Genomic DNA, 26052 nt, shown 5'->3' on the forward strand with positions numbered 1-26052 from the left:
ATTCTGCCTGAATGACGCGCCGGTCAGGTGGGTAACCGGGAGAAATGAGCGGCCTCCAGAACGACCTGCTCCGGACGTTGACCAAGGTGGCGGGAGCGCTGAGGGGAGCGAGCATCCCGTTCGCGCTCACCGGCGGCTGCGCGGGCTACGCGCGCGGCGGACCGGCCACCGAGCACGACGTCGACCTGCTCGTGCGCGAGGAGGACGCGCCGCAGGCGGTGTCCGTGCTGGTCGCGAAGGGCATGCGGGCGGCGGAGGCACCCGAGGACTGGCTGTTGAAGGTCTACGACGGGGACCACCTCGTCGACCTGCTGCACCGGCCCAACGAGCGGCCGGTCACCGACGAGATGCTCGCGATGGCCGAGGAGCTGCCGGTCGGCAGCGTCGTGCTGCCGGTCATGTCCGCGACGTTCGTGCTGGAGAGCAAGTTGCTCGTGCTCGACGGGCACCGGTGCGACTTCAGCGAGCTGCTGCCGTTCGCCCGCGCGCTGCGCGAGCAGATCGACTGGGAGCACGTGCGCGCGGAGACGAAGCACTCGCCGTACGCGGAGGCGTTCCTGGTGCTCGTCGAACGGCTCGACATCCTGGATTGGAGCACGCGATGACGTCCGAGCAGTACCTCGCAGCCCACCTGCGCAGGGCCGTTGCCGAGGACCCGAGAACAGCCGAGCTCGGCGTGCGGGTCACGGTGCGCGGCGACCACGTGCTGCTCTCCGGCGACGTCGCGTGCGAGCAGCGGCGTGCCGCGCTCGAGGAGGTGCTGGGGGAGGTCGCGCCGGAGCTGCACGTGATGAACGACGTCCGGGTCGTCCCCGCGGGCGAGCCGATGGGCGAGGAGGAGCTCCGATGATCCGCATCGCCGCCGTCGGCGACGTGCACCTCGGCGAGGACGCGCGCGGACTGCTCAGGCCCGCGCTGGAACGCGTCGGCGAGCACGCGGACGTCCTGCTCCTCGCCGGGGACCTCACCCGCCACGGCACCGTCGAGGAGGCGCACGTCGTCGCGGACGAGTTCGCCGATCTGCCCGTGCCGGTCGTCGCCGTGCTGGGCAACCACGACCACCACGACGACCGCGCGAACGAGGTGTCGGACGTGCTGACCGACCACGGGCTGCACGTGCTCGAAGGCACCGCCGTCCGGTTCAAGATCAACGGGCGCAGTCTCGGCGTGGCGGGTGTGAAGGGCTTCGGCGGCGGGTTCGCGGGCAAGTGCGGCAGCATGTTCGGCGAGCGCGAGATGAAGTCGTTCATCGGCCACACCGTCGAGATCGCGGGCATGCTGCAGAACGCGCTCGAGGCGCTCGACACGGACGTGAAGGTCGCGCTCATGCACTACTCGCCGGTGCCGGACACGCTGCGCGGCGAGCCGCCGGAGATCTACCCGTTCCTCGGTTCGTACCTGCTCGGCGAGGCCGTCGACGCGACAGGGACGGACCTCGCGATCCACGGGCACGCGCACTTCGGCACCGAGCACGGGCTCACGCCGGGCGGCGTGCGGGTGCGCAACGTGGCGCAGCCGATCATCCGCAGCGCCTACACGGTCTACTGCCTCGAGCCGCAGGTGGTCGAGTCGTGACGGCCGGGTCATGAGGAAGTTCCTGCGGGAGCACAGCCTGACGGTCGTCTTCGGGCTGTTGTTCCTCGTGGCGCTCGTCGGCCAGTTCTTCGCCGGGCACGCCGACTTCAACGAGCGCCTGTCCGCGGACGGGCACCCCGAGATCGGCCTCGGCCACTACCTGTTCTCCGCCGACTTCCTCGTCGACGTGGTGGAGAACTGGCAGTCCGAGTACCTGCAGTTCTTCCTGTACGTCACGGCGACGGTGTGGCTCGTGCAACGCGGCTCGCCCGAGTCGAAGCCGGTCGGCGAGGCGGGCGCGCAGACCGACGAGAAGCAGCAGCTCGGGAGACACGTCAGCGACTCGTCGCCACGGTGGGCGCGAGCGGGCGGGTGGCGGACGAAGCTGTACTCGAACTCGCTCGGGCTCGCGATGCTCGTGCTGTTCCTGTGCTCGTGGGTGGCGCAGGCGTTCGCGGGGTGGTGGGCCTACAACGGCGAACAGCTGCGGAACGCGCAACCGTCCGTGTCGTTGCTGGACTACCTCGGCGCGCCGGACTTCTGGAACCGGTCGCTGCAGAACTGGCAGTCCGAGTTCCTGGCGATCGCGTCGATGGCGATTCTCAGCGTCTACCTGCGCCAACGCGGCTCGCCCGAGTCGAAACCGGTGGGGGCGTCCCACTCGGTCAGCGACCGCTCCGGGTGAACCGGGTCACATCCGGAATGGGATCGTCCTGTGCCAGGTTGAGGAAGAACGAACGTTCTTTCCACTAACTTGAGGGAGCAGACGATGAACCCCACGGTGGTCCTGGTGCACGGCGCGTTCGCCGACTCGTCGAGCTGGAGCGGCGTCGTGGAACGGTTGCGGGGAGCGGGATATCCGGTGATCGCGGTCGCGAACCCGTTGCGCGGTCTCGAGTCGGACGCGGCGGCCGTGGCCGAGGTGGTCGAGAGCGTGCCCGGACCGGTCGTGCTGGTCGGCCACTCCTACGGCGGCGTGCTGATCACCGCCGCCGCGCGGGACAACGTCAAGGCGCTCGTCTACGTCGCGGCCTTCCAGCCGGACACCGGGGAGAACGCGCTGGCGCTGTCCGGGAAGTTCCCCGGCGGCAAGCTCGGGCCGGACACGCTCAACCAGATCGGCGGCGACCTCTACATCAAGCAGGAGAGCTTCGCCGAGGTCTTCGCGGCGGACGTGCCCCACGCCGCGGTGCTGGCCGCGACGCAGCGGCCCGTGTTCGGCGGCGCGCTGGGCGACGAGTTCCCCGGTGAGCCCGCGTGGCGCACCAAGCCCTCGTGGGCGCTGATCGCGTCCGACGACAACGCGATTCCCGCCGAGGCGCAGCGGTTCATGTCCGCACGCGCCCAGTCGCACGCGGTCGAGGTGGCCGCGTCGCACGCCGTGTCCGTGTCCCAGCCGCAGGCCGTGTTCGACCTGATCGTGGCGGCCGCTACCGCATGACGTCGCGGATGGCGCGCTGCAGGGTCCGGCGGACGACCTCGGGGTCGTCGAGCTCGCCGCTCTGCAGCGCGCCGTCGCGCAGCAGCACCAGCACACCCGCCGCGTAGTCCGGGTCCGGGTGACCGAACTCCTCGGCCAGCTTGCGGAGTTCCTGGCGGAACCACCGGCGGTGCTCGTCGATCATCCGGCGCACCGCGTGGTCCGGGTCGGGGTACTCGGCGGCGGCGTTGATGAACGGGCAGCCGCGAAACCCTTCTCCGCACGTGGAATCCGCGACGAAGTCGACGATGGCGATGAGCGCGTCCTTCGCGGAACGACCGAGCTTCGCACCGTCCACACCGGACCGGACCTTCTGGTGCTCGGCGCGCAGGTACTCCACCACCAGGTCGTCCTTGGCGGGGAAGTGGCGGTAGAACGTGGCCCGCGTGACGCCGGCCTCGGTGACCAGCCGGTCGACCCCGACGGCGTGGATGCCCTCGGCGTAGAACAGCCGGGACGCGGTCTCCACCAGACGCTCACGCGGGCTCGTCATGGCCTCAGGTTAGTGCCGCCGGGGACGCGTCACCGCGCCCCCGGCGGGTCGTTCAGTCGAGCAGGGTGCCGACGGTGCCGGCGCCGACGGTGCGGCCGCCCTCGCGGATGGCGAAGCCGAGACCGGCGTCCATCGCGATCGGCTTGCCCAGCTCGACGGTCATGTCGACCGTGTCACCGGGCAGCGCCATCGGCCGGCCGTCCAGCTCCACCACGCCGACCACGTCACTGGTGCGGAAGTGGAACTGCGGCCGGTAGTTGCTGGCGACCGGCGTGTGCCTGCCGCCCTCGTCCTTGCCGAGCAGGTACACCGACGCGCGGAACCGCGTGTGCGGCCGCACGCTGCCGGGCGCGACCAGCACCTGGCCGCGCTGCACCTCCTCGCGGCGGACACCGCGCAGCAGCACCGCCGCGTTGTCGCCCGCCTGCGCGACGTCCAGCGGCTTGCCGAACGTCTCCAGCCCGGTGACCACGCTGGACCGGGTCTCCCCGAGCCCGACCACCTCGACCTGCTCGCCGAGCCGCAGCACGCCCCGCTCGATCGCGCCGGTCACGACGGTGCCGCGACCGGTGATCGTCAGCACGTTCTCGATCGGCATCAGGAACGGCCGGTCGAGCACGCGCACCGGTTCCGGCACGTGCTCGTCGACCGCGTCGAGCAGGTCGACGACGGACTGACTCCACCGCGGGTCGCCCTGCAGCGCCTTCAGCCCGGACACCCGGACCACCGGCACGGCGTCACCGTCGAAGCCGTACTGGGACAACAGCTCCCTGATCTCCAGCTCGACCAGGTCGAGCAGCTCGGGGTCCTGCGCCGTGTCGGCCTTGTTCAGCGCCACCACGATGTGCGGCACGCCGATCCGCCGCGCCAGCACCACGTGCTCGCGCGTCTGCGGCATCGCGCCGTCCTCGGCGGACACCACGAGGATCGCGCCGTCCAGCTGCGCCGCACCCGTGATCATGTTCTTCACGTAGTCGGCGTGGCCGGGCATGTCGACGTGCGCGTAGTGCCGCGTGTCCGTCTCGTACTCGACGTGCGCGATGTTGATGGTGATGCCGCGGGCGATCTCCTCCGGCGCGCGGTCGATGCGGTCGAACGCGGTGAAGGAGGCGAGGTTCCGCTCGGCGAGGACCTTGGTGATCGCCGCCGTCAGCGTGGTCTTGCCGTGGTCGACGTGCCCGAGGGTGCCGATGTTGAGGTGCGGCTTGGTGCGCACGAACTGCTGCTTGCTCATGGGAGTTTTCCCTGATGACGTAACGGGTGCAGAACCGCGAGAACGACCACCCTCCTCCACCGTTCTGCGAGGAAGGAGTGGAAGAGGGTCAGCCTCGGGCGCCGGCGAAGACGGCAGCGACCGAGCTCTGCGGGCTGGTGCCCGCGAGCTTCGAGGTCGCTGCCGTGAAGAACATGCTTCCCATGGTGTCAGCCGAGTCCACTGGTTTTTCGGCCGGCGAGGCGTAATCTCCGTCCTATGTGGCCGTTCAAGCGCAAGACCCGCTGGCAGTTGGCGCAGTCCGGCGCGGTCAAGCCCGGTTACGCGATCGAGGCCACGCTGACCGCGTCCCGGATCAGGGAGGGCACCCGCGTCGGGCTCGCGTGGGCCGAGATCACCTCGAACGGCCGCAAGGAAGAGGACACGAGCTCCCACGGCGGCGACGGCCTGCCCGCCGCGGACTCGGCGACCACGCTCAAGTGGTTCGAGGAGAAGGTGCTCCAGGGCATCGACTTCACCGGCGAGACGATGACCGTCCCGATCAGGGTGCCGCTGCCGATCTGGGCGCCGCCGTCCGCGATCGGCGACATCAAGCTGACCAGGCCGCAGCTGCGGCTGAACCCGTTGCCGCTCGGCGGTGAGGTGACGCTCGACGTCGAGGCGTTGCCCGTGCACCACACGCTGATCCAGGCGACCGGCGCGCTGGGCTGGCAGTTCGTGCGCGGCCAGCTGTGGGAACGGCCGGGCAAGCAGCGGCCGAGGTTCGAGCAGCGGCTGACCTTCAAGCCCGGCACGGAGCTCCAGCTGGACAAGGCCACCGTCACCGACGTGTGCGTCGCGCCTCAGGCCATCAGTCCGGTCGCCGCGAAGGTGACCCTCACGGTCTTCGCGCGCAAGTTCCCGTCCGGCCGGTTCGCGATCGCGCGCGTCGAGGACCTGATGCTGCGCGACGACGCGGAGGCGTGGGCCGCCGAGGTGCGCGCGAAGCTCACCACCGCGCTGGCGAACGCCAAGCTGCCCAACGACTCCCTGCTGAACGGCGACATCATCAGCACCTGGCTGAGTTGAACGCCTGGAGCGCCCGCGCGGCCGGGCTCGCCGGTCCTTCCGCGCGCCACGCCCACCCGAGGTAGCTGCGCAGCCCGACCTCGACGCCGGTCAACCGGTCCGCGTACGCCGCGGCCAGCGACGCGGGCAGGATCGCGGGCCCGAGTCCCCGGCACGCGATCTCGGCGAGCATCGTCGGATCACTCGCCTCGAACGCGATGCGCGGCCGGAAACCCGCTGCGGCGCAAGCGTTGTCGAGCGCCGCTCGCAATCCGGTGCCCGGCGGCAGGCTGACCAGCCCGTGCTCGCGCAACCCGGCGAACGGCGTGCCGTGCGGCACCGCGACGACCAGCTCCTCGTCGACGACCACGTGCACCTCGACGCCCTCGGGCGCGTCACCGGCGAACCCGATCAGCGCCAGGTCCAGGTCACCGGACAGCAGCGACCGCACCAGCTGGTCCGAGTTGGCCTCGGTCAGCGTGATCTCCACGCCGGGATACCGCGCGTGGAACTCCGCGAGCATCGCGGGCAGGTCCAGCGACCCGCACGACGTGATCATCCCGACCGCCACGTGCCCGCGCACCAGCCCGGCCAGCTCGTCGACGGCCAGCCGCGCGTCCGACACGGCGGCGAGCGCGGCCCGTGCGAACGGCAGCACGGTCTCGCCGACCTCGGTGAGCCGCACGGTCCGCCCGGACCGGTCGAACAGGTCCTGCCCGAACTCCCGCTCCAGCCGCCGGATCTGGGCGCTGACCGCCGGTTGCGCGACGTGCACCCGTTCCGCGGCACGGGTGAAGCTCGCCTCCTCGGCGACGGCCACGAGGTACTCGAACTGCCGGAGCTCCATAACGTCAGCTTATGCTGGCTAGCTGTTCTATGTCTTGGACTTATGGACGCGCGGCCCGCAGGGTGGAGCCATGGAGACGTACTTCCCGAGCGACCACGGCTACGACGAGCAGCGCGGCGGCTTCCAGACCGCGTTTCAGCACCGCCCAGCGGTGATCTTCGCGGTCGAGGACGCCGACGACGTGCGCAAGGCCGTCCGCTACGCCGCCGACCACGACCTCGACCTCACCGTCCAGAACACGGGACACGGCACGCAGCACACGCGCGACGGCGGCGTCCTGATCACCACCGGCAGGATGACCGGCGTGCGCGTGGACCCCGGCCGGCGCACCGCCCGCGTCGAGGCGGGAGCGTTGTGGCACCACGTGATCACCGCCGCCGCCCCGCACGGCCTCGTCCCGCTGAGCGGCTCGGCACCGGACGTCGGCGTCGTCGGCTACTCGTTGCGCGGCGGGATCGGCTTGCTGGCGAGGGAGTTCGGCTACGCCCGCGACCACGTCCGCGACGTCGAGTCCGTCGACGGCGTGGTGACCGCGCTGGAGATCGCCCTGTTCCCCGTCGCGCGGATCTTCGGCGGTCACCTGATCTTCGACGCCGCTGACGAGGTCTTCGACACCTTCCGCTCGTGGACGGCGCACGCGCCGGACACCGTCACCACCTCGATCGGCATCGTCGGCGACGCCGTGCACGTGCGCTTCGCCAGCACCGTCGAACTGGACATGGCCGTGTGGTGCGGGATCGCGGCGCGCGAGGACACCGTCGGCTGGATGCCGTACACCGAGTCCGGTGACATCTACCGCGATCCCACGACCCCGCACGGCTACTACGGCGACAACGTCCTGCTGAGCGACCTCACGCCGGAGGTGCTGGCCGCGGTGCGCGCGCCGTCCGACGTGTTCATCATCGTCGACATCCGGCACATGGGCGGCGCGCTCGGCGAGCCGCGCTACCTGCTGCGGCTCATCTCACCGTTGGGGGACAAGGACTCCGTGCGGGCAGCACACGACAGGATCTTCGCCGTCGCGCGCCCGTGGACCGTCGGCTGCGAGGAAAGCCTGGTGTACGGCCCGCACTAGTGGCGAACGGTGGCGTCGGCACCGATGCTGCGCCACCACGTCATCTGCGTGCTCGTCGCGACCCCGTCCACGATCACCGTCGCACCGCCCAGGTGCGCGGTGGTCACCAGCTCGGCCAGCATCCGCGTGACGAGACCGGGTTCGCCCGCAGGCTGCGAGATCCGCACGGACCGCACCGGTAGTCGTTCGAGCAGGGCGACGTCGTCGGACGTCGTGCCGCGGATCGCGGTGCGGACCCCGGTGTCCGCCAGCAGGCGCAGGTTCTCCGCGGCGTCGTCACCGCGCAGCGAGCCGCCCGGCATCGCGAGCCACAGGCGGTCCGCGGCCAGCCCGCTGTCCTTCACCGCGGCGAGCACCTCGCCGACGAGGTCGGGATCGGTCGCCTGGTTCGCGCTGAGCCCGACGTGCAGGGGCAGGTCCGCGGTCACCGCGTGGGAGCACGCGGTCCGCAGCAGCCACCGCCCGAGCCGCATGATCATGCCCGTCCGCTCGGCCATCTCGGCCAGCGTCTCCGGATCCGAGTGCCCCCACGACAGCACCGCGTCCAGCCCGATGACCTCCTCGGAGCCCAGACCCACGACCTGCCGGTACGTCACGCCGAGCTCGCCCCGTTCCCACGCGCCCGGCAGCGACGCGGCGAGCCCGAGGTCCCTGCGGTCGAAGGAGTCCTGAGCCGGGTCGAACAACGCCCACTGGGTGCGCCCGTTGCGCCTGGCCCGCGCGAGCGTCAGGTCCGCGGTCTCCATCAGCTCGGTCGCGCGCATGGCCGGCGGCGGCCGGTCGACGACGCCGATGCTCGCCGACGCGGCGACCCCGTGCCCGTCCACGTCGACCGGCGCGGCCAGCTCGTCGTTGATCCGCCGGATCGTCGTCACCGGATCCGGTGTGCTCTCCGAGTTCTCGACGAGCACGGCGAACTCGTCGGCGGCGAACCGCGCCACCATGGCGCGTTCGTCCGCGAAGACGTGGGCCAGGCGCTGGGCGACGGACTGCAGCAGCTGGTCGCCCGTCCGCCTGCCGAGGCCGAGCGTGATCGTCGAGAACGCGTCGAGGTCGAGCTGGTAGACCGTCACGCCGGTCGCCGGGTCCGCGTGGCGCAGCACGCGTTCCAGCCTGGTCGTGAAGTACTGCCGGTTCGGCAGCCCGGTCAGGACGTCGTGCAGCGCCTGGTGGTTCAGCCTGCCGTGCAACAGGTTCAGCTCGGTGTGGTCCTCGATCACCACGACGAAGTGCTCCTCGGACCGCGACAGCGACACCGACACCCACGCGGTCTCGTCGTCCGCGCGCCGCATCCGGTGCTCGGCGCGGACCAGTCGCGTGCGGCCCTCCAGGTCGTCGAACGCCTCGTGCAGCTCGGAGGTCTCGTCCGGGTGCACGACGTCGAACAGCGTGAGCTCGGCGAACTCCGGCTCCTCGTAGCCGAGGATCTCGCCGAGCCGGTCGCTGCACCACCGGAACCGGCCCTGCCGATCGGTGAGCGCGATGCCGCTCGCCGAGCTGGCGAGCACCAGCTCGAGCTGCGTCTTGGCCAGCCCCGCGGTCTGCTGCGCGTCGTCCAGCGCCTTGATCAGCGCGCGGTTCATCGCATCCTGCTGGTCCAGCGTCGACGTGCGGACGGCCTCGGTGCAGCCGCCGGCGAACGCGCCCATGGTCTGCACGACCTTCTCGGCCAGCCGCGGCACGCCTGCCAGCTCCGGCAGCGCGAGCAGGCCGCTGCCGAGCAGCGCCAGGCTCGGCGTGAGCACCGCGGGACCACTGCAGTGCAGCTCCACCAGGTGCGCGCCGCACTCGGCCGCGGCGGCGGGCTCGCCGAAGACCGCGTCGACCAGCTCGTCGATGACGTGCTCCAGCCTGCCGCGGAACTCGGCGGGCTGGAGCGGGACGTACGTCGTTGCGGTGGTCAGCGTCGCCCATTTGCGGGCGAGCTTCGAGCGTTCGCCTGAACGCTCGCCTGCGGCCGCGCCGAGAAGCGGCCGGTCAGGCAGTGGCGCAATCATGGGCGAAGAAATTACTCGGGTGTGCGGTCATGAGCCAGTACCTCACTCTGCGAAATGCGTGTGCAGCCATTCATCGACAGCGGAACGGTAGGTCGGTGCCGCCAGTGCCAGCGCGAGCGAATGACCGGCGCCCGGCAGGAGGAACACGTCGAGCTGCGCCGCCGGGCTGAAGTACGGCGCCTCCGCGGTCAGCAAAGTGGACTCGGTCGAACAATGGAATGCGCAGAACAGCGTGTCGCGATCCCCGTTCGCGAGCAGCACCGGGACGTTGATTCCGCGTGACAGCGGGCCGGTGAACGCGAGCGCCACGAGGTCGGGCACGACCGTCGCGGGCACCTGGTCCTTGGTCGCCTCGTCGGCGCTGAGGACACCGGGCTCGAACGCGCCCGGCTGGTGGAAGACCTGGCGCGTGCCGGGCATCGTCGTGACGTAGCCGGGGTCGCTGCCGCGGCCCGCGAGCACCGGGTCCAGGAGCGCCGGGCGCACGCCGTCGACGAAGATCGCGGCCAGCTGGACGAGGTCCATCGAGTGCGTCATCCCGGTCAGGATCACGCCGTCGACGTCGCGGTACGTCGCGGCCTCCAGCACGACGATGCCGGAGCCCATCGAGTGGCCGACCAGGACTACCTGCGGGAATGCGGTGCCGAGCACCTGGCCGTTGCGGAGCTTGCCGATGATCTGGTGCACGACGGACGCCATCCCGGTGCCGGTGATCAGGGCGCTCAGCGGCTGCGAGCTCGCGCCTGTTCCCGGCAGGTCGACGGCGAACGTGGCGTGGCCACGCGCTGCCATGTCGCGCTGGTACGAGTACTTTCCCGCCGAGAGCGGGAGGTCCCAGTACTGGCCGTTGTACGTGCCGCCGTGCACGAGCAGCTGGACGGTGTCGGGCGTGCTGCCCATCGGGCGGCACAGCCTGCCGTGCGCGGTTTGCGGAACGATCGCGAGCAGCACTGAGACATTCGTATCGGTGCAGCTCACCGTGGCCGCGGAAGCGGTGGGAAAGGTCAGGAATGTGCTGATGAGAACGGCGATCAATGAGGCGGCGACGGGTCGCACGATGCATCCTCTCCGGATTGACAGGCGTGCATGCTACAGCCGATTCATTGGGCCGATCGGGTCAACTTGCTACCCGTTCGGCTGGATTGAGAACTAGCGTTTTCCACGCATTTTCCCGCCGTCGATGGGACGTGCCGCAGTGAGCAGTCAGGTCAGCTGGATTCCGTCCGGCATCGATCTCCAGCGAGCTAGTCCAGCTCGCGTGTACGACTACCTCCTCGGAGGAGGATGGAATTTCGCCGCCGATCGAATTGTCGCGGACCAGGCGGTTCGGGCGATGCCGTGGGTGCGCGATCTCGCGAGGTACAACCGGCAGTTCCTCGGCAGGGCCATCAGGTTCTGCGCGCACCAGGGCCTGCGGCAGTACATCGACCTCGGCTCGGGCATGCCGACCGCGCAGAGCGTGCACGAGATGGTGCAGGAGATCGCGGCGGAGTCCCGCGTCGTCTACGTCGAACGCGAGCCGGTCGCCGTCGCGCACAGCGAGCTGATCCTGGCGGGAGTCGCAGGCACGGGCATCATCGAGGCGGACATGGCCGACGTCGGCGGCGTGCTGCGCCACCCGGTGACCACCGAGCTGGTCGACCTGTCCGAGCCCGTCGTGGTGATCATGGCGTCGTCGCTGCACTACGTGCTCGACGCGGAGGACGCCGCCCGGACCGTGCGCGGCTACCTCGACGCCGCCGCACCGGGCAGCTACCTGGTGCTCTCGCACATCACCGACAACCAGGGCGAGGGATCGGACGAGGTCAAGGGGCTCGTCGAGCTGTCGAAGTCCACCTCGGCCGCGGGTGTCGCGCGGTCCCGCGAATGGATCGAGGGCCTGTTCGACGGTCTCGAGGTCCAGCCGCCCGGTCTCGTCTACACCTCGCAGTGGCGCCCGGACAACGAGCTCAAGCTCGTGACGGACCTGCCCGCGCACGCGTCCCTGCTGGCGGCGGTGGCCCGCAAGCCCTGACAATCAGGGGGTGACCGCTCCCGGACGGCTGCCGCTGCTGGGGCACGTGCTCCGGTTCGGCAGGAACCCCATCGGGTTCCTCCAGGAGCTGCGCGCGCACGGTGACGTGGTGGTGGTCCACCTCGGACCGCGGCGCGTCCACGTGGTCAACTCGCCCGAGCTCATCAGGCAGGTCCTGGTGACCGGTGCGCACGACTTCGAGCGCGGCGAGGTGTTCGCCCAGGCGCGGCGGGTGCTCGGCGACGGCCTCGCGACGTCCGACGAACCGGTCCACATGCGACAGCGCCGCGTCATGCAGCCCGCGTTCCACCGCGACCGCGTCACCGCCTGCGAGGAGGTGATGCGGTCGGAGGTCGTCGCCTTCGCCTCGGCGCTGGTGCCCGGCGAACGGATCGCGCTCGACCGGGCGCTGCAACGGCTGACGCTCACCGTCACCGCGAAGGCGCTGTTCCGCACGGCGCTGGGGGAGCGGGCCGTCGCGGAGGTGCAGCGCTCGCTCGGCCCGGTGCTGAACAGCATCGCCAGGCGCGCCCTTCTCCCCGGTTACGGACGACTCCCGTCACCGCGCTTCGACCAGGCGCTGCACCGCCTGACCTCCGTCGTCGACGACGTGGTCGCGGCGTACCGCGCGTCCGGCACCGACCACGGGGACCTGCTGTCGATGCTCGTGTCGAGCCCGATGAGCGCCGGCGAGGTGCGCACCCAGGTCATCAACATCCTGATGGCGGGCACCGAGACCACCGCGACCACGCTGTCGTGGGCGTTCTACGAGCTGGGCCGGTACCGCGGACCGTTCGACGTCGACCACGTGCTGCGCGAGACCCTGCGGCTGCACACGCCGATCTGGCTGTTGACGCGCCGCGCCACCCGGCCCGTCCAGCTGGGCGACACCGAGCTGCCCGCAGGGGCGGAGGTGCTGGTCAGCCTGCCCGCCCTGCACCGCGACCCGGTCCTGTTCCCCGATCCGATGCGGTTCGACCCCGGCCGCTGGGCCGAGGCCGAACCGCCGCAGTTCCTGCCCTTCGGTGCGGGCGGACACAAATGCATCGGCGAGGGGTTCGCGTGGTCCGAGATGACCATCGCCATCACCGAGATCTCCGCGCGGTGGCAGCTGGAGCTCGCGCCCGGTCACGAGGTACGCGAGGTGGCGCGGGCCTTCCTTCGCCCCAACGCCCTGCCCGTGGTTCCCGTTCAGTGCGACGGCGGCTCGTAGCAGGAGCCCTCGCCGGTCGTGCCGTCCACGTCGAGGCGCACCGCGCCCGGCTTCACCTCGCCGAACACGCACGCGCGCTTGACCTGGAAGTAGAAGGCGTTGCCGGGCGGGGCCGCCTCGCCGGGGGAGGCACGCAGCTCGACGATGAAGACGTCGTCGAACCCCGCGCCGCGCAGTACGTCCCGCGTCGCGTCGAACGAGAAGAAACCCTTGTCGCACAACGCCTGCAGCGGATTCTCGATCTTCCCGACGGCGGCGACGCCCGCTTCGCGGTCCTCGGCGGGCAGCTGCTTGCGCACCTTCCAGCCGTTGTTCTCGGCGTTGTGCGCCGCGACCGGCGTCGCGCCGCCGGTCGCGGCACCCGGAGGCGGCGGTGGAGCCGGGGTCTGCACGTGCACTTCCCGCCGGCACGCCCCCTCCGGCGGGACGCTGACCGGTGCGGGCGTGGTGGTGGTGATCGCGGTGGTGATCACCGCGCTGTCCGCGACCCCGTCGGACGCGGTGCCGTGCCGGGCGCACCCGGCCAGCACCAGCGTCACGAGCAGGAGAGCAACAGGTCTGAGCATGGTTCAGACCGTGGCACGTGCCGTGGCGTCGTGTGGGCGGTTCAGCGCCACAGCTTGGCCGGCAGGCAGGTCGCCGGGTCGGGCTGGTTCTGGTGATGGGTCATGATCGCGCCGTCCGGGGTCGTGTAGCACCGGGTGTCCGGTGTGTCGCTGGAGCCGAGGAGCGTGCCGCCCGCGTCGTAGGCCCGCACGACCGCCGCCGGCATGTTCTCGGGGATCGTCCACGTCGACGGGTAGAGGACGCGGGCGAGGAAGGTGTCGTTGGCCAGCACCGCGTCGACCGTCGTGCCGTCGACGGTCATGGTCACCCGAGCCACCTCGGCGGTGATCCGCCCGGCCGTCACGATCGAGCCCCGCTTGCCCTTGCGCGCGGGGTTGGCGTAGCTCGCGTCGCCGCCGGCGCTGCCGCTCGTCGAGTCCAGCGCGAACGAACCCGCGATGAACTTCAGGTCCAGGCCCGAGTGCAGGTCCGCGTTGAAGTCGTACATCGGGCCGTCGACGGTGCAGATGTGTGCTGAGTCCCCGCCGAACACCAGGCCGTGCTTGGTGTCGTCCGTGGTGACGTAGTTGTAGAGGCGTGGTGAGCCGGTCACTCCTGCCGAGTCCAGGCAGCCCTGTGCGATGGCGCGGTGCTGTTCGGGGGGCAGGCCGGGGATCACCGGTTCGGCAGGCCTTGTCGTGGTGGGGATGGTGGTGGGGATGGTGGTGTGCTCGGCGGGTGGGGCCGCTTGTGGGCGCCACGGTACGAAGTACGCGATCAGTGCGATCACCGCTAGTGCGGTTGCGGCGGTCAGTGCGGGGGCGAAGCGGAAGCGTTTGCGGGTTGTGGCGCGTAGTAGTTCTGCCCTGATTTCGGTGTGGCGGCCCGGTGGGAGGTCGCGGGGCGTTGGGATCGTGGTGTTCATCGGCCCTCCACAACGGTGACGACCTGCTGTTCGGTGGCGAGTAGCTCCGTCAGGCGGGACTTCGCCTTGCTGACGCGTGCCCGGACGCTGCCCTCTGTGATGCCCAGTGCCGCGGCTGCCTCTGGGTACGAGATGCCTGACCAGACGCAGAGCGCTAGAGCTTCGCGTTGGTTGCGTGGTAGGCGGTTCACCGCCGCTAGCACGATCGACATCTGGCGTTGGTCGTCTACTCGGCCGGCTACGTCGTCTGCGTGGTCGGGGACGGTGGTTTCTGTGGCCACTCGGCGGAACAGGCGCAGTTTGCGCAGGACGCTGCGGCGGTCGTTGCGGACCACGTTCGTTGCTACCGCCAGTAGCCAGGGGAGTGCTGAGTCTTGTTCGATCCTGACCTGGTCGCGTTTGCGCCACGCTGTGAGGAACGTCGTTTGCACGTGGTCCTCCGCTGCTGCCCATGACGCGGTCAGGCGGAAGCAGTGGTTGTAGACCGCTCTGGCGTGCCGGTCGAACAGCACGCCGAACCCGGTCTGTGACCACAGCTCGCGGTCGTCTGGATCGGTCGTCATGTTCTGGTTGTGTCCTGTCGTGCTGGTCGTGTTGCCACTGTGGGTGCGGGGGGTGTGCTGTGGTTGGGGTCAGTGGTTGGGGCGCTGCCCCTTGCCCCCGCCGGGGCTCCGCCCCGGACCCCGGCACCACCGGAGGCCTGTGCTTGCTTTTCGTAGATGGTTGCTTTGGTGGTGGGGTCTCCGTACGACGCACCTGAGGCAGCCGCATTTCGAGGGTGGGGTCAAGACAAAAAGACGTCTTGACCCCACCCTCGAAATGCGGCAGGGCTTCGCCCGCGCCGTACGGAGACCCCACCACCCGCTGGTTTCATTGGTCGGCTCGCCTTCGGCTTCGCGGGCTTTGGGGTGCTCGCCTTCGGCTTCGTGAGGGGGCTGTATCAGCGGGTGATGACTGTCCGATGAGGACGTTGCGCCGAAGGAGCAACGTTCTTCGGCAATCGGGTGAAGGGTGCTGTGGTCCTAAAAGGCTTGTTGGATCCTGGCGCTGGGTCGGGGCCTGCTCTCCAGAGAGGTTCCGCGATGCTCAAGGCACAGTCCCGAATGCGAGCGAAGCTCGCGGCTGCGCTGTCTCTCAGCCTGCTCGGCATCGGTGTGGTCTTCGCGCCACCTGCGCTCGCCGACAGCTTCGTGTCCACCACGTTCGGTCCCACGGGTGGTGAACAGACCTACTCCATCCCGGCCGGTGTGACCAAGTTGCGCGTCGTCGCCGTCGGTGCCCGTGGTGGTGCGGGTGCTGATGGTGGTGACGGATCCGCGCCCAGCGGTAGACGTGGCCAGAAGGTCACTGCGGACCTCATCATCCCCAGTGGAGTGACGAAACTCGTGGTGTCCGTCGGGCAGGACGGTGGCAACGGCAGTGGGGTCAACGGTGGCCAGCCCGGCTTCGGTGGTGGCGCGGCCGGTGGGCTCGGTACGCCGTTCGCCGGTGGTGCGGGTGGTGGGGCCAGTGACGTCCGCACGTGTTCGGCCGCCGCGCCGTGTGACAGTCTCGCCACGCGTCTGGTTGTCGCGCCTGGCGGTGGTGGTGGAGGTGGGCGGTGCTTCGCCATCGGCTGCCTTTCGTCACCGGAAGGGGGTGACGGTGGCAGTACATCTGGCGGGTCGCCCGGTATCCCTGGGCCCGGTGGGTTGCCCGGTGCGCCGGGGTTCTTCGGTCGTGGTGGGCTCGGTGGGCCTGGCAACCCCGGTACGGCCGGTGGTGGCGGTGGCGGTGGTGGAGGCGGCGGGTGGTTCGGCGGTGGTGGTGGGCCGTCCGGGTTCCAGGCGCCTACGCCGTTGATCGTCGCTGTCGACGGTGGTGCTGGTGGCAACGGGTCGTCGCGTGGTGCGGCGACTGTGGAGGAGACCGATGAACCTTCGTCGGTGACGATCAGTTATCTCGTCGAGTCGACCACGATCACCTACACCGGGCCGTCTGCCGGGTTCACCGGTGACCCGGCCACTGTGTCCGCGCGGTTGACCGCTTCGACCACCGGTGCGCCGGTGGCGAACGCTCCGTTGACGTTCCGGCTCAACGGGGCCGAGACCTGTACGGCCAACACCAACGCCAGTGGTGAGGCGTTCTGCGTCATCACGCCGCAGGAGGTCGCGGGGACCTATCCGCTGGTGGTGAGTTATCCGGGGGATGTGGTCCACCACCCGTCGAGTGCGCAGACGGCCTTCGAGGTCACCAGGAAGCCCACCACGCTCACCTACACGGGGGCGGTGACCGGTGACTTCCACGACCCGGCGACGGTGGCCGCGCGGCTGACGATCACGTCCAGTGGTGCTGCGGTTGTGGGGCAGCCGGTCGTGTTCGCGTTGAACAGTGCTGAGACGTGTACCGCGGACACCGATGCCAACGGTGTTGCGTCGTGTGTGATCACGCCGCAGGAGAAGGCGGGGACGTATCCGTTGACCGCTGCTTTTGCCGGTAGCAAAGCGCTTCTGCCGTCTGGTGCGGCTGTCGACTTCGTGGTGACCAAGGAGGAGACGAGTCTCGCGTACACCGGAGATGTGAAGGTCGCCAACGCCGAACCTGCCACGGTGGCTGCGAAGCTGACCGAGGACGACGGCACTCCGGTCAGCGGGAGGAGTGTCACGTTGAAGCTCGGTGGCACGCAGTCGTGTGCGGACACCACGGATGACCAGGGTGTCGCGTCGTGTGTGATCGCGTCTGTCGACCAGCCGTTGAACGCTGCGGGCACGGTTGTCGTCACGGCGAGCTTTGTCGGTGACGACTACTACGAGCCCAGTCAGGTGGCAGTTGACGTGGGGCTGCGGTTCATGACGGGGCGTGGCTTCGGGCTCACCGGGTCGGTGCAGGTGCTCGGTGCTGGGGTTGCCGTGCCGCCCACGCCGGATACCGGGGCGGTGCGGGTCGCCCGTGCCACCACGAACGCGCCGCCGTGCGTGGCGGCGATCAACGGGCTGATCACCGCGCGTGGGGTGTGTGCGTCGGTCGTCACGACGCTGGCGCCGGGGACGTCTACCGCCAACGCGGCTGTGGCGCAGCTCAGTGTCGGTGTGGTCGCGTTGCGGGACGTGGTGGCCACCTCGCGCACCACGTGTGGTGGTTCCACGGGTGGTGTCACCATCGGTGCGCTGACCGTCGCGGGGGTGCCGATCACCGTCACCACCGCGCCGAACACCACGATTTCGCTGCCCGGTGGGCGGATCGTGCTCAACGAGCAGGTGCCGGTCCCCGGTGGCCTGACCGTCAACGGTGCGCACGTGGTCCTGCCCGGTGTGGACGTCGTGGTGTCGTCGGCGACGAGCGACATCCACAACTGCTGACGTAGCCTCGAAGGAGCTTCGGCAAGGGAGGCTCAGGTGGCAGCGGACGTCCCGCTCGAGTTCGTCACCCGGCTCAGGTCGTCGTGCCTGAGCCTCCCCGCCGCGTACGAGGAACAGGCCTGGGTGGGCACCAGGTGGTGTGTGCGCGGGAAGACGTTCGCGCACGTGGTGACCATCGCCGACGGCCATCCGCCCGCCTACGCGCGCGCCGCCTCGCACGACGGGCCGTTGACCGTGCTCACCTTCCGCTCGTCCGCCGACGAGCTCGACGCGCTGGCCAACTCGGGTCCACCGTTCTTCAAACCGCCGTGGTTCCCGGACATCGTCGGCATGGCGCTGGACGCCGCGACGGACTGGGACGAGGTCGACGAGCTGCTGACCGAGAGCTACTGCCTCCTCGCCCCGAAGAAGCTCACCGACCAGGTGGAACGTCCGGGCTGACGCATTATCATCCTTTCGGTGACACGTCGCCGGGCGATCGCCGCGCCTTTCTCTGGTAGACGAATGGCGTGATCATGAAAAGCGTCTCGCCGGAGAACGAACACCTCTTCAGCATCACCGAACTCCGCGCGATGGGTGGTGCCGCTCTCGCACTCGCGGGTCTGCTGGTCGCCGCTGGTCCTTCCCCGGTTCCGCACCCCGCGGATCCGGGCAGAGTCCCCGTCGCGCAGCAGAAATCCATTGTGGAGCAACCGGTCGTGGTGGACCAGGCGCCGTGGCGCAGCCTGGTGCCCGAGGTCCCGCTCGCGGCGGGCTCGACGCCGCTGGCGCAGGCCGGTGGCGCGAAGGCGCCGAAGGGGCCCGTGTCGCTCGCGATGGTCGGTCCGATCCCGAAGACGGCGTTGCAGGCGTACGAGAGCGCGGCGAGCAAGGTGAACGCGAGCTGCGGGCTGCACTGGTCCGTGCCCGCCGCCATCGGGCGCGTCGAGTCCAACCACGGCCGGTTCGGCGGCGCCAAGCTGCACACCGACGGCAGCACGCGGCCGGTCATCCGCGGCATCCAGCTCGACGGACGTCCTGGTGTGGCAACGATTCGCGACACCGACGGCGGCACGCTCGACGGCGACCCGGTGTTCGACCGCGCGGTCGGGCCGATGCAGTTCATCCCCGGCACGTGGCGCCGGTGGGGCGGCGACGGCAACGGTGACGGCGCAACCGATCCGGACAACATCTTCGACGCCGCGCTCGCGGCCGCGCGGTACCTGTGCGCGGGCGGGCGGGACACGCGCGATCCCGCGAGGCTCAACGAGGCCATCCACAGCTACAACCACTCCGACGAGTACGTGAACGCGGTGCTCTCCATCGCCAAGGCCTACCGCGACGGCGTGCAGACCGAGCCGAACCCGGCTCCTCCCAGCTCATCCGCCCCCACACCGTCCACTACGGACAGTGTGAAACCAGCGCCTTCGAGCGCACCCTCCGTCACCTCGTCGGTCGCGCCCACCCCGTCGTCGGCCTCCGCTCCGTCGTCGGAACGGCCGCGCTGGACCATGCCGCCGCTGCCTGGGCGCAAGCCTGTGCCCTCGTCGAGCCCGGCCTCCTCGAGCGCGGCGCCGTCGAGTGCGGAACCACCGGCGGAACGGGGTTGAGTGCCCCGATCGAGTGGCAGTCCGCTGTGGACAGTCGCGCACAGTGGTAGTTCGGGCTAAACCTCCGCTCACGTTCGTGAATGCGGTTCACCCGACTCGGAATTGTCTCTCGACAATTCGTGACATGTCGTTGCGACGATACGGTTGCGTGAATACTCCAAATTCACCCGACTGTGCGATGGTGCGTTATCAGTAAGTGATCGCTAAGAGGTGGCACCGCAAATAAGGTGTCATTTTGCGATTTCCGCAGTAAGTCCCCGTCCTGCTGCACATAGGAGCGATTTCGTGAAACGACCGCTCGCCGCCGCGCTGGCAGCGCTGGTGGCCGCCTCGACCACAGCGGCGATGGCTGTGGCTCCCGTCAACCAGGCCGTGGCGGGCCCCGGCGACGGCACGCTGACCGTCAAGGTCGTTCGCGACGTCAACGGCAACGGCACCTACGAGGCCCCGCTCGAGCTCGGTGTCGCAGGCGCGTCCGTCACCGTCACCGACCCCACCGGCGGCACCGCGACCGCGACGACCGACGCCGCGGGCAACGCGGCCGTCGGCCTCGCCGGTGTCACCGGCGGCAAGTACCGCGTGCAGGTGAACCCGCCCGCGGGCAGCGTCCTGAAGCCGGCTCCCGCCGGCACCACGGGCATCCCGCTCGAGAGCAACACGATGTTCGTGGACGTCTCGGGCGGCAAGAACGTCGCCGTCACCACCGGTCTGTGGAACCCCGCTGACTACTGCCAGGTCAACCCGACCCTGGTCACGGCGTGTCAGCGCGGTGCGCGCAAGCGCGACGGCAGCAGCAACATCGTCCCCGGCTCGCGTGCGATCGTGAGCTACCCGAACACCCAGCGCGGCACCACGCCGCCGACGTTGTTCGAGGACCAGGGCTCGGTCGGCACGGTCTACGGCCTCGCCTACCGCAAGCAGGACAAGCGCGTCTTCTCCGGCGCGTTCGCCAAGCGTCTCGCGGCCTACGGGCCCAGCGGCGCGGGTGCGGTCTACGTGACCGCGCCGGGCGGTGCGACGACGCTCTTCACGACCGTCCCGACCGCGGGCGCCGCGACGCACAACATGCAGTCGAACTTCGACGGCGGCTTCTTCGCGGTCGCGGGCAAGCAGAGCCTCGGTGACGTCGACATCTCCGAGGACGGCAGCGAGCTCTACGTCGTCAACCTCAACGACCGCAAGCTCTACGTCTACGACGCCACCGCGGCCACCGCGGGCGCTCCCAAGGGCTCGTACGACATCCCCGCGGCGGCCTGTGCGGCCGCGAGCGACTGGCGTCCGGGTGCACTCGGTGTGCGCGACGGCGTGCTCTACGTCGGTGGTGTCTGCTCCGGTGAGGCATCGCAGAACCGCGCCAACGTCAAGTCGGTCGTCTACACCTTCAAGGCGGGCGCGTTCAGCGCGCCGGTGCTGACCAAGGCCATGGACTTCGTCCGCGGCATGGCGAAGGAGAACCGGCCGAACTCCAACAAGTGGTACGCGTGGAGCGACGACTGGGACTCCAGCGAGGACTTCGGTCTCGCCCACAACGCGTACCCGCAGCCGTTGATGACCGACATCGGTGTCGAGAACAACGGCGACCTGGTGCTCAACTTCCGCGACCGCTTCGGTGACCAGGGTGGTTACAAGATCCCCGCGCCGAACGGTGACGGCGGCGAGTGGGAAGCCATGTCGGGCGGTGACCTCAACCGCGCCTGCAAGTCCGGCGCCACCTACAACTGGGAGGGCACCGGCGGCTGCCCGAACAACCACAACGGCAGCAACGGCGGCGACCAGCCGGGCAACCAGATCGAGTACTACCCCGGTGAGTTCTTCTGCAACGCGGGCGGTACCTGCCAGCACATGGAGACCGCGCAGGGCGCGCTCGCGATGCTGTACGGCGAGACCCGCATGCCGGCGACCGTGATGGACCCGCTCGACGAGCGCTCCGGTGGTACCGGCTGGTTCGACCGCACCAACGGTTCGATGCAGAACGCCCAGCACACCAACGCCTACCGCATCTCCGACCTCGAGTCGGACCCGGAGGGCTGGGGCAAGGCGAACGGCCTCGGTGACCTCGAGGCGCTGTGCGACCTGGCACCCGTCCAGATCGGCAACCGCGTCTGGTTCGACACCGACGGAGACGGCGTCCAGGACGGCAACGAGCCCGCCGTCGCGGGCGTCAAGGTCACGGCGACGCCGTGTGCCGCCGGTGGTGCCGCGCTCCCGGTGAAGACCACGACCGCCAAGGGCGAGTACTACTTCGGCCTCGCGGACGGTCTCAAGCCGGACACCTGTTACAACCTGACGTTCGACTACAGCGGGGTGAACACGGCGACCCTGCCGGGCGCTCCGCCGATTGCCGATCTCAAGTGGACGGTCAAGGAAGCCGGACCGGACCGTGTGATCGACTCCAACGTGGACACCGCGGGCAAGACCTCGGTGACCACCGGACCGTCGGGCACCGCGGACCACACGATCGACGCCGGTCTGATCGCCAAGGTCACCAACAAGCTCGGTGACTTCGTCTGGGTCGACGCGAACCGCAACGGCATCCAGGACGCGGGCGAGGCCCCCGTTCCGGGCGTCACCGTCGTGCTGAAGGACGGCAGCGGCAACCCGATCGGCCAGCCGAAGACGACCGACGCGCAGGGCAAGTACCTGTTCGACCTGCTCGAGGACGGCACCTACCAGGTGTGCTTCGACCTGTCGACGCTTCCCGCGCAGTACAAGGGCTACCTGTTCACGACCAAGGACGCCCCGAGCGACGACGCGAAGGACTCCGACGCCGATCCGGCGACCGGGTGCACCCCGACGACGACGCTCGGCGCGGCCAAGCGCGAGGACCTGACGCTCGACGCGGGCATCGCGCCGCCGAACAACAAGGTCGGCGACTTCGTGTGGGCGGACAACAACCGCAACGGCCTGCAGGACGCTGACGAGCCCCCGGTTCCGGGTGTCACCGTCACGCTGAAGGACGGCACGGGTGCACCGGTCGGCCAGCCGAAGACGACCGATCCGCAGGGCAAGTACCTGTTCGACAACCTGCCCGACGGCACCTACCAGGTGTGCTTCGACATCACCACCGCACCGGCCGAGTTCCAGGGTTACCTGCTGACGAAGCCGAACGCCGGTGACGACGCGAAGGACTCCGACGTCGACCCGACGTCGAAGTGCACGCACACCACCACGCTGGGACCGGACAAGCGCGAGGACCTCACGCTCGACGCCGGTATCCGTCCGCCGAACAAGCTCGGCGACTACGTGTGGATCGACACCAACAAGAACGGTCTGCAGGACGCCGGCGAGCCGCCGGTGCCGAACCTGACCGTGAAGCTGGGTGACAAGACCACCACGACGGACGCGAACGGCAAGTACCTGTTCGACAAGCTGCCGGACGGTGAGTACGAGGTCTGCTTCGACATCGCCAACATGCCCGCCCCGGTGGCGGACTACCAGGTGACGAAGCCGAATGCCGGTGACGACGCGACCGACTCCGACGCCGACCCCGCCACGGGGTGCGCGCCGAAGGTCACGCTCGGCATCGACAAGCCGGAGGACTTGACCATCGACATGGGTCTCGTCTCCCCGGTGAACCGCCTCGGCGACTACGTGTGGGTCGACGTCAACAAGGACGGTCTGCAGGACGCGTCGGACATCCCGGTCGAGGGTGTCACGGCGAAGCTCCAGGACGGCACGGGCAAGGAGCTCGCGACGACCAAGACCGACGCGCAGGGCAAGTACCTGTTCGACAACCTGGCCGACGGCACCTACAAGGTCTGCTTCGACGTCGCGAACCTCCCGGCGGCGGTGAAGGACTACAAGGTCACCACGGCCAACGTCCCGAGCGACGACGCGAAGGACTCGGACGCCGACGCGCAGGGCTGCACGGCCACGACGACGCTGGGCGCTGGGAAGCGCGAGGACCTGACCCTCGACATGGGTCTCGTCTCACCGCCGAACAAGCTCGGTGACTTCGTCTGGGTCGACGCGAACCGCAACGGTGTCCAGGACGAGGGCGAAGCCCCCGTTCCGAACATGACCGTGACCCTCGAGGACGGCTCGGGCAACCCGGTCGGCCAGCCGGTCAAGACCGACCCGCAGGGCAAGTACCTGTTCGACAACCTGCCGGACGGCACGTACCAGGTGTGCTTCGACTTCGCGAACATGCCCGCCGGGTTCACCGGCTACCTGCCGACCCGCAAGGACACGGGTGGCGACGACGGCAAGGACTCGGACGCCGACCCGGCGACCGGCTGCACGCCGCCCACGTCGCTCGGTGCCGGCAAGCGTGAGGACCTCACGCTGGACGCCGGTATCCGTCCGCCGAACAAGCTCGGCGACGTGGTCTGGAACGACACCAACAAGGACGGCATCCAGGATCCGACGGAGCCTGGCGTGCCCGGAATCAAGGTGACGCTCCAGAAGGAGGACGGCACCCCGGTCGGCACTCCGGTGACGACGGATCCGAACGGCAAGTACGAGTTCCCGAACCTGCCGGACGGCACTTACAAGGTGTGCTTCGACATCGCGAACATGCCTGCCCCGGTCACCGACTTCCAGGTGACCAAGCCGAACGCGGGCGACGACGGCAAGGACTCGGACGCGGACCCGGCAACGGGCTGCACGCCGACGACGACGCTGAACGTCGACAAGCCGGAGGACCCGACGCTCGACATGGGTCTGATCTCGCCGGTGAACCGCCTCGGTGACTTCGTCTGGGTCGACGCGAACAAGAACGGTCAGCAGGACGCCGGTGAGACCCCGGTCGAGGGCGTGACCGCGAAGCTCGTCGACGGTGCGGGCAAGGAGCTCGGCACCACCAAGACGGACGCGCAGGGCAAGTACCTGTTCGACAACCTGGCTGACGGCACGTACAAGGTCTGCTTCGACACCAAGGCCCTCCCGGCCGCGGTGGCGGACTACGTCGTGACGTCGAAGGACACCGGTGCGGACGCGACGGACTCCGACGCGGATCCGGCTGACGGCTGCACGGCCACCACGACGCTGGGGCCGGGCAAGCGCGAGGACCTGACGCTCGACATGGGTCTGGTCGCACCGCCGAACAAGCTCGGTGACTACGTCTGGGTCGACCTGAACAAGAACGGCGTTCAGGACGCGGGCGAGCCTGCTGTTCCGGGCATGAAGGTCGTGCTGCAGAAGGAGGACGGGACTCCCGTCGGCCAGCCGGTGAACACCGGTCCGGACGGCAAGTACCTGTTCCCGAACCTGCCGGACGGCAAGTACAAGGTCTGCTTCGGCCCGATGCCGGCGGACTTCGCCGACTACCAGTTCACGGCACCCGACAAGGGTGACGACGCGGTGGACTCGGACGCCGACGTGGCGACCGGCTGCACCCCGGTGGTCGAGCTGGGCACCGGCAAGCGCGAGAACCTGACCCTCGACGCCGGCATCTCCGCGCCGGTCAACAGGCTCGGCGACTTCGTGTGGATCGACGCCAACAAGAACGGTCTGCAGGACGCCGGTGAGACCCCGGTGGCGGGCGTGACCGCGAAGCTGCAGGACGGCACGGGCAAGGAGCTCGCCACGACCAAGACGGACGACAAGGGTCTCTACTTGTTCTCCGACCTGGCCGACGGCACCTACAAGGTGTGCTTCGACGTCAAGGCGCTGCCGGCAGCCGTTGCCGACTACACCCTGACGAAGCCCAACGCCGGTGACGACGCCAAGGACTCGGACGCCGACCCGGCGACCGGGTGCACCGCGCCGACCGTGCTCGGTGTCGGCAAGCGCCAGGACCTGACGCTCGACGCGGGCCTGGTGGCTCCGCCGAACCGCATCGGTGACCTGGTGTGGCTCGACACCAACCGCAACGGTCTGCAGGATCCGGGCGAGCCGGGTGTGCCGAACGTGCCGGTCAAGCTGGTCGACGGCTCCGGCAAGCCGGTCGGTGACCCGGTGAAGACCGGTCCGGACGGCAAGTACGAGTTCCCGAACATCCCGGACGGCACCTACAAGGTGTGCTTCGAGATGGGTGCTCTGCCGAGCGAGTACGCCGGTTACCCGGCGACCAAGCCGAACGCGGGCGACGACGCGCTCGACTCCGACGTGGACCCGGCCACCGGGTGCACGCCGCCGGTGACGGTGGGAGTCGGCAAGCGGAACAACCCGACGCTCGACCTGGGCATCGTCTCCCCGACGTACCGCCTCGGCGACCTCGTCTGGTACGACGACAACTCGAACGGCGTCCAGGATCCGGGCGAGCCCGGTGTGCCGAACCTGCCGGTCTACCTCCAGGACCCCAACGGCAAGCCGGTGGCGTCCACGAAGACCGACAAGGACGGCAAGTACCTGTTCACCGACCTCGAGGGCAAGGAGTACAAGGTCTGCTTCAACGCCGATCCGCAGACGGGTCTGGTCGCGGGCAGGCAGCTCACGAAGCCGAACGTCGGTGACGGTGCGAAGAACTCGAAGGCCGATCCGGCCACCGGGTGCACGCCGGTCGTCAAGCTCGGCCCGAACCACCGGTACGACTACGCGCTCGACGCAGGTCTGCTGCCTCACCCGAAGCAGCCGTCACTCGCGACGACGGGTGCATCGGTGCTCGGATACCTGGCAGCGGGTCTGCTCCTGCTGCTCGGCGGCGCGACGCTGGCCTTCACCGGCCGTCGCAGGAAGGAAGCCGCCTGACCTGATTGAGTGAAAGCGGCCCCGGCGTCCTGCGCCGGGGCCACTTTTTTGTCGGTACCGGATGGGACGG

21 protein-coding genes are annotated in these 26052 nt (G+C 69.5%); 13 read left to right on the plus strand and 8 right to left on the minus strand.

Translation table 11 applies throughout. From position 1 onward, the window contains the following. Positions 1-44 precede the first annotated feature (44 nt). From FKR81_RS05315 to FKR81_RS05335, 5 genes are all read left to right on the plus strand, one after another. Positions 45-605 carry a nucleotidyltransferase family protein gene (locus FKR81_RS05315; protein ID WP_146349793.1) on the plus strand — a complete coding sequence of 187 codons (561 nt, stop codon included), beginning with the start codon at positions 45-47 and terminating at the stop codon, positions 603-605. After that, a complete protein-coding gene (locus tag FKR81_RS05320; protein WP_146349794.1) occupies positions 602-850 on the plus strand; it encodes a BON domain-containing protein in 249 nt (82 codons plus the stop codon). Before FKR81_RS05315 ends, FKR81_RS05320 begins: the two co-directional genes overlap by 4 nt. After that, positions 847-1575, plus strand: coding sequence for a metallophosphoesterase family protein (locus FKR81_RS05325; RefSeq protein WP_186762785.1), 729 nt, complete (start codon positions 847-849; stop codon positions 1573-1575). The genes FKR81_RS05320 and FKR81_RS05325 overlap by 4 nt, the downstream gene beginning before the upstream one ends. A gap of 10 nt (positions 1576-1585) precedes the next feature. Beyond that, on the plus strand, positions 1586-2260 hold the full coding sequence (locus FKR81_RS05330; protein WP_146349795.1) for a DUF6766 family protein: 675 nt from the start codon (positions 1586-1588) through the stop codon (positions 2258-2260). An 84-nt stretch (positions 2261-2344) separates the two neighbouring features. Then, on the plus strand, positions 2345-3016 hold the full coding sequence (locus tag FKR81_RS05335; RefSeq protein WP_146349796.1) for an alpha/beta fold hydrolase: 672 nt from the start codon (positions 2345-2347) through the stop codon (positions 3014-3016). On the opposite strand, the gene FKR81_RS05340 is transcribed toward FKR81_RS05335, so the two are convergent. Further along, complete coding sequence (locus FKR81_RS05340) at positions 3006-3548, minus strand: TetR/AcrR family transcriptional regulator (protein ID WP_146349797.1); 543 nt, start codon at positions 3546-3548, stop codon at positions 3006-3008. The genes FKR81_RS05335 and FKR81_RS05340 overlap by 11 nt on opposite strands. Positions 3549-3600: 52 nt before the next feature. Further along, the gene (gene tuf / locus FKR81_RS05345; RefSeq protein WP_146349798.1) at positions 3601-4782 is read right to left on the minus strand and encodes an elongation factor Tu; all 1182 of its coding nucleotides are present in this window, start codon (positions 4780-4782) and stop codon (positions 3601-3603) included. Between the two features lie 237 nt (positions 4783-5019). On the opposite strand from tuf, the gene FKR81_RS05350 reads away from it, so the two are divergent. Then, entirely contained in the window at positions 5020-5829 is an 810-nt protein-coding gene (locus FKR81_RS05350) for a hypothetical protein (protein ID WP_146349799.1), read from the plus strand. On the opposite strand, the gene FKR81_RS05355 is transcribed toward FKR81_RS05350, so the two are convergent. Continuing rightward, positions 5810-6655, minus strand: coding sequence for a LysR family transcriptional regulator (locus FKR81_RS05355; protein WP_146349800.1), 846 nt, complete (start codon positions 6653-6655; stop codon positions 5810-5812). The two genes, FKR81_RS05350 and FKR81_RS05355, sit on opposite strands and share 20 nt — an antisense overlap. Before the next feature lie 70 nt (positions 6656-6725). Here FKR81_RS05355 and FKR81_RS05360 point away from each other — a divergent pair, with 70 nt between their 5' ends. Next, the gene (locus FKR81_RS05360) at positions 6726-7730 is read left to right on the plus strand and encodes an FAD-binding oxidoreductase (protein WP_146349801.1); all 1005 of its coding nucleotides are present in this window, start codon (positions 6726-6728) and stop codon (positions 7728-7730) included. Here FKR81_RS05360 and FKR81_RS05365 read toward each other — a convergent pair. Both FKR81_RS05365 and FKR81_RS05370 read right to left on the minus strand, forming a co-directional pair. Then, positions 7727-9727, minus strand: coding sequence for a diguanylate cyclase domain-containing protein (locus tag FKR81_RS05365; protein WP_146349802.1), 2001 nt, complete (start codon positions 9725-9727; stop codon positions 7727-7729). The two genes, FKR81_RS05360 and FKR81_RS05365, sit on opposite strands and share 4 nt — an antisense overlap. A 42-nt stretch (positions 9728-9769) precedes the next feature. Next, entirely contained in the window at positions 9770-10678 is a 909-nt protein-coding gene (locus FKR81_RS05370; RefSeq protein WP_146349803.1) for an alpha/beta hydrolase, read from the minus strand. A gap of 229 nt (positions 10679-10907) precedes the next feature. Between FKR81_RS05370 and FKR81_RS05375 the strand changes: the two genes are divergently transcribed. Together FKR81_RS05375 and FKR81_RS05380 are read left to right on the plus strand one after the other, a co-directional pair. Beyond that, entirely contained in the window at positions 10908-11741 is an 834-nt protein-coding gene (locus FKR81_RS05375) for an SAM-dependent methyltransferase (protein ID WP_146349804.1), read from the plus strand. Between the two features lie 10 nt (positions 11742-11751). Continuing rightward, entirely contained in the window at positions 11752-12954 is a 1203-nt protein-coding gene (locus FKR81_RS05380) for a cytochrome P450 (protein WP_146349805.1), read from the plus strand. Here the strand turns inward: FKR81_RS05380 and FKR81_RS05385 are convergent. Genes FKR81_RS05385 through FKR81_RS05395 form a run of 3 tightly spaced genes read right to left on the minus strand, consistent with a single transcriptional unit; the run spans position 12933 to position 14937 of the window. Beyond that, positions 12933-13520: a hypothetical protein gene (locus FKR81_RS05385; protein WP_146349806.1), complete on the minus strand. Its 588-nt coding sequence runs from the start codon at positions 13518-13520 to the stop codon at positions 12933-12935. The genes FKR81_RS05380 and FKR81_RS05385 overlap by 22 nt on opposite strands. A gap of 41 nt (positions 13521-13561) precedes the next feature. After that, positions 13562-14425, minus strand: a complete 864-nt coding sequence (locus tag FKR81_RS05390) for a hypothetical protein (protein WP_146349807.1) — start codon at positions 14423-14425, stop codon at positions 13562-13564. Next, a complete protein-coding gene (locus tag FKR81_RS05395; RefSeq protein WP_235921318.1) occupies positions 14422-14937 on the minus strand; it encodes an RNA polymerase sigma factor in 516 nt (171 codons plus the stop codon). Before FKR81_RS05395 ends, FKR81_RS05390 begins: the two co-directional genes overlap by 4 nt. Before the next feature lie 570 nt (positions 14938-15507). Here FKR81_RS05395 and FKR81_RS43335 point away from each other — a divergent pair. From FKR81_RS43335 to FKR81_RS05420, 4 genes are all read left to right on the plus strand, one after another. Beyond that, positions 15508-17763: a choice-of-anchor P family protein gene (locus tag FKR81_RS43335; RefSeq protein WP_186762786.1), complete on the plus strand. Its 2256-nt coding sequence runs from the start codon at positions 15508-15510 to the stop codon at positions 17761-17763. A 36-nt stretch (positions 17764-17799) separates the two neighbouring features. Further along, the gene (locus FKR81_RS05410; protein WP_146349810.1) at positions 17800-18204 is read left to right on the plus strand and encodes an MmcQ/YjbR family DNA-binding protein; all 405 of its coding nucleotides are present in this window, start codon (positions 17800-17802) and stop codon (positions 18202-18204) included. Between the two features lie 74 nt (positions 18205-18278). Next, positions 18279-19352 carry a lytic transglycosylase domain-containing protein gene (locus FKR81_RS05415; RefSeq protein ID WP_328593126.1) on the plus strand — a complete coding sequence of 358 codons (1074 nt, stop codon included), beginning with the start codon at positions 18279-18281 and terminating at the stop codon, positions 19350-19352. Between the two features lie 285 nt (positions 19353-19637). Further along, complete coding sequence (locus tag FKR81_RS05420) at positions 19638-25982, plus strand: SdrD B-like domain-containing protein (RefSeq protein ID WP_146349811.1); 6345 nt, start codon at positions 19638-19640, stop codon at positions 25980-25982. The last annotated feature ends 70 nt before the right edge of the window (positions 25983-26052 follow it).

This window comes from Lentzea tibetensis, from assembly GCF_007845675.1.
Classification (GTDB): domain Bacteria; phylum Actinomycetota; class Actinomycetes; order Mycobacteriales; family Pseudonocardiaceae; genus Lentzea; species Lentzea tibetensis.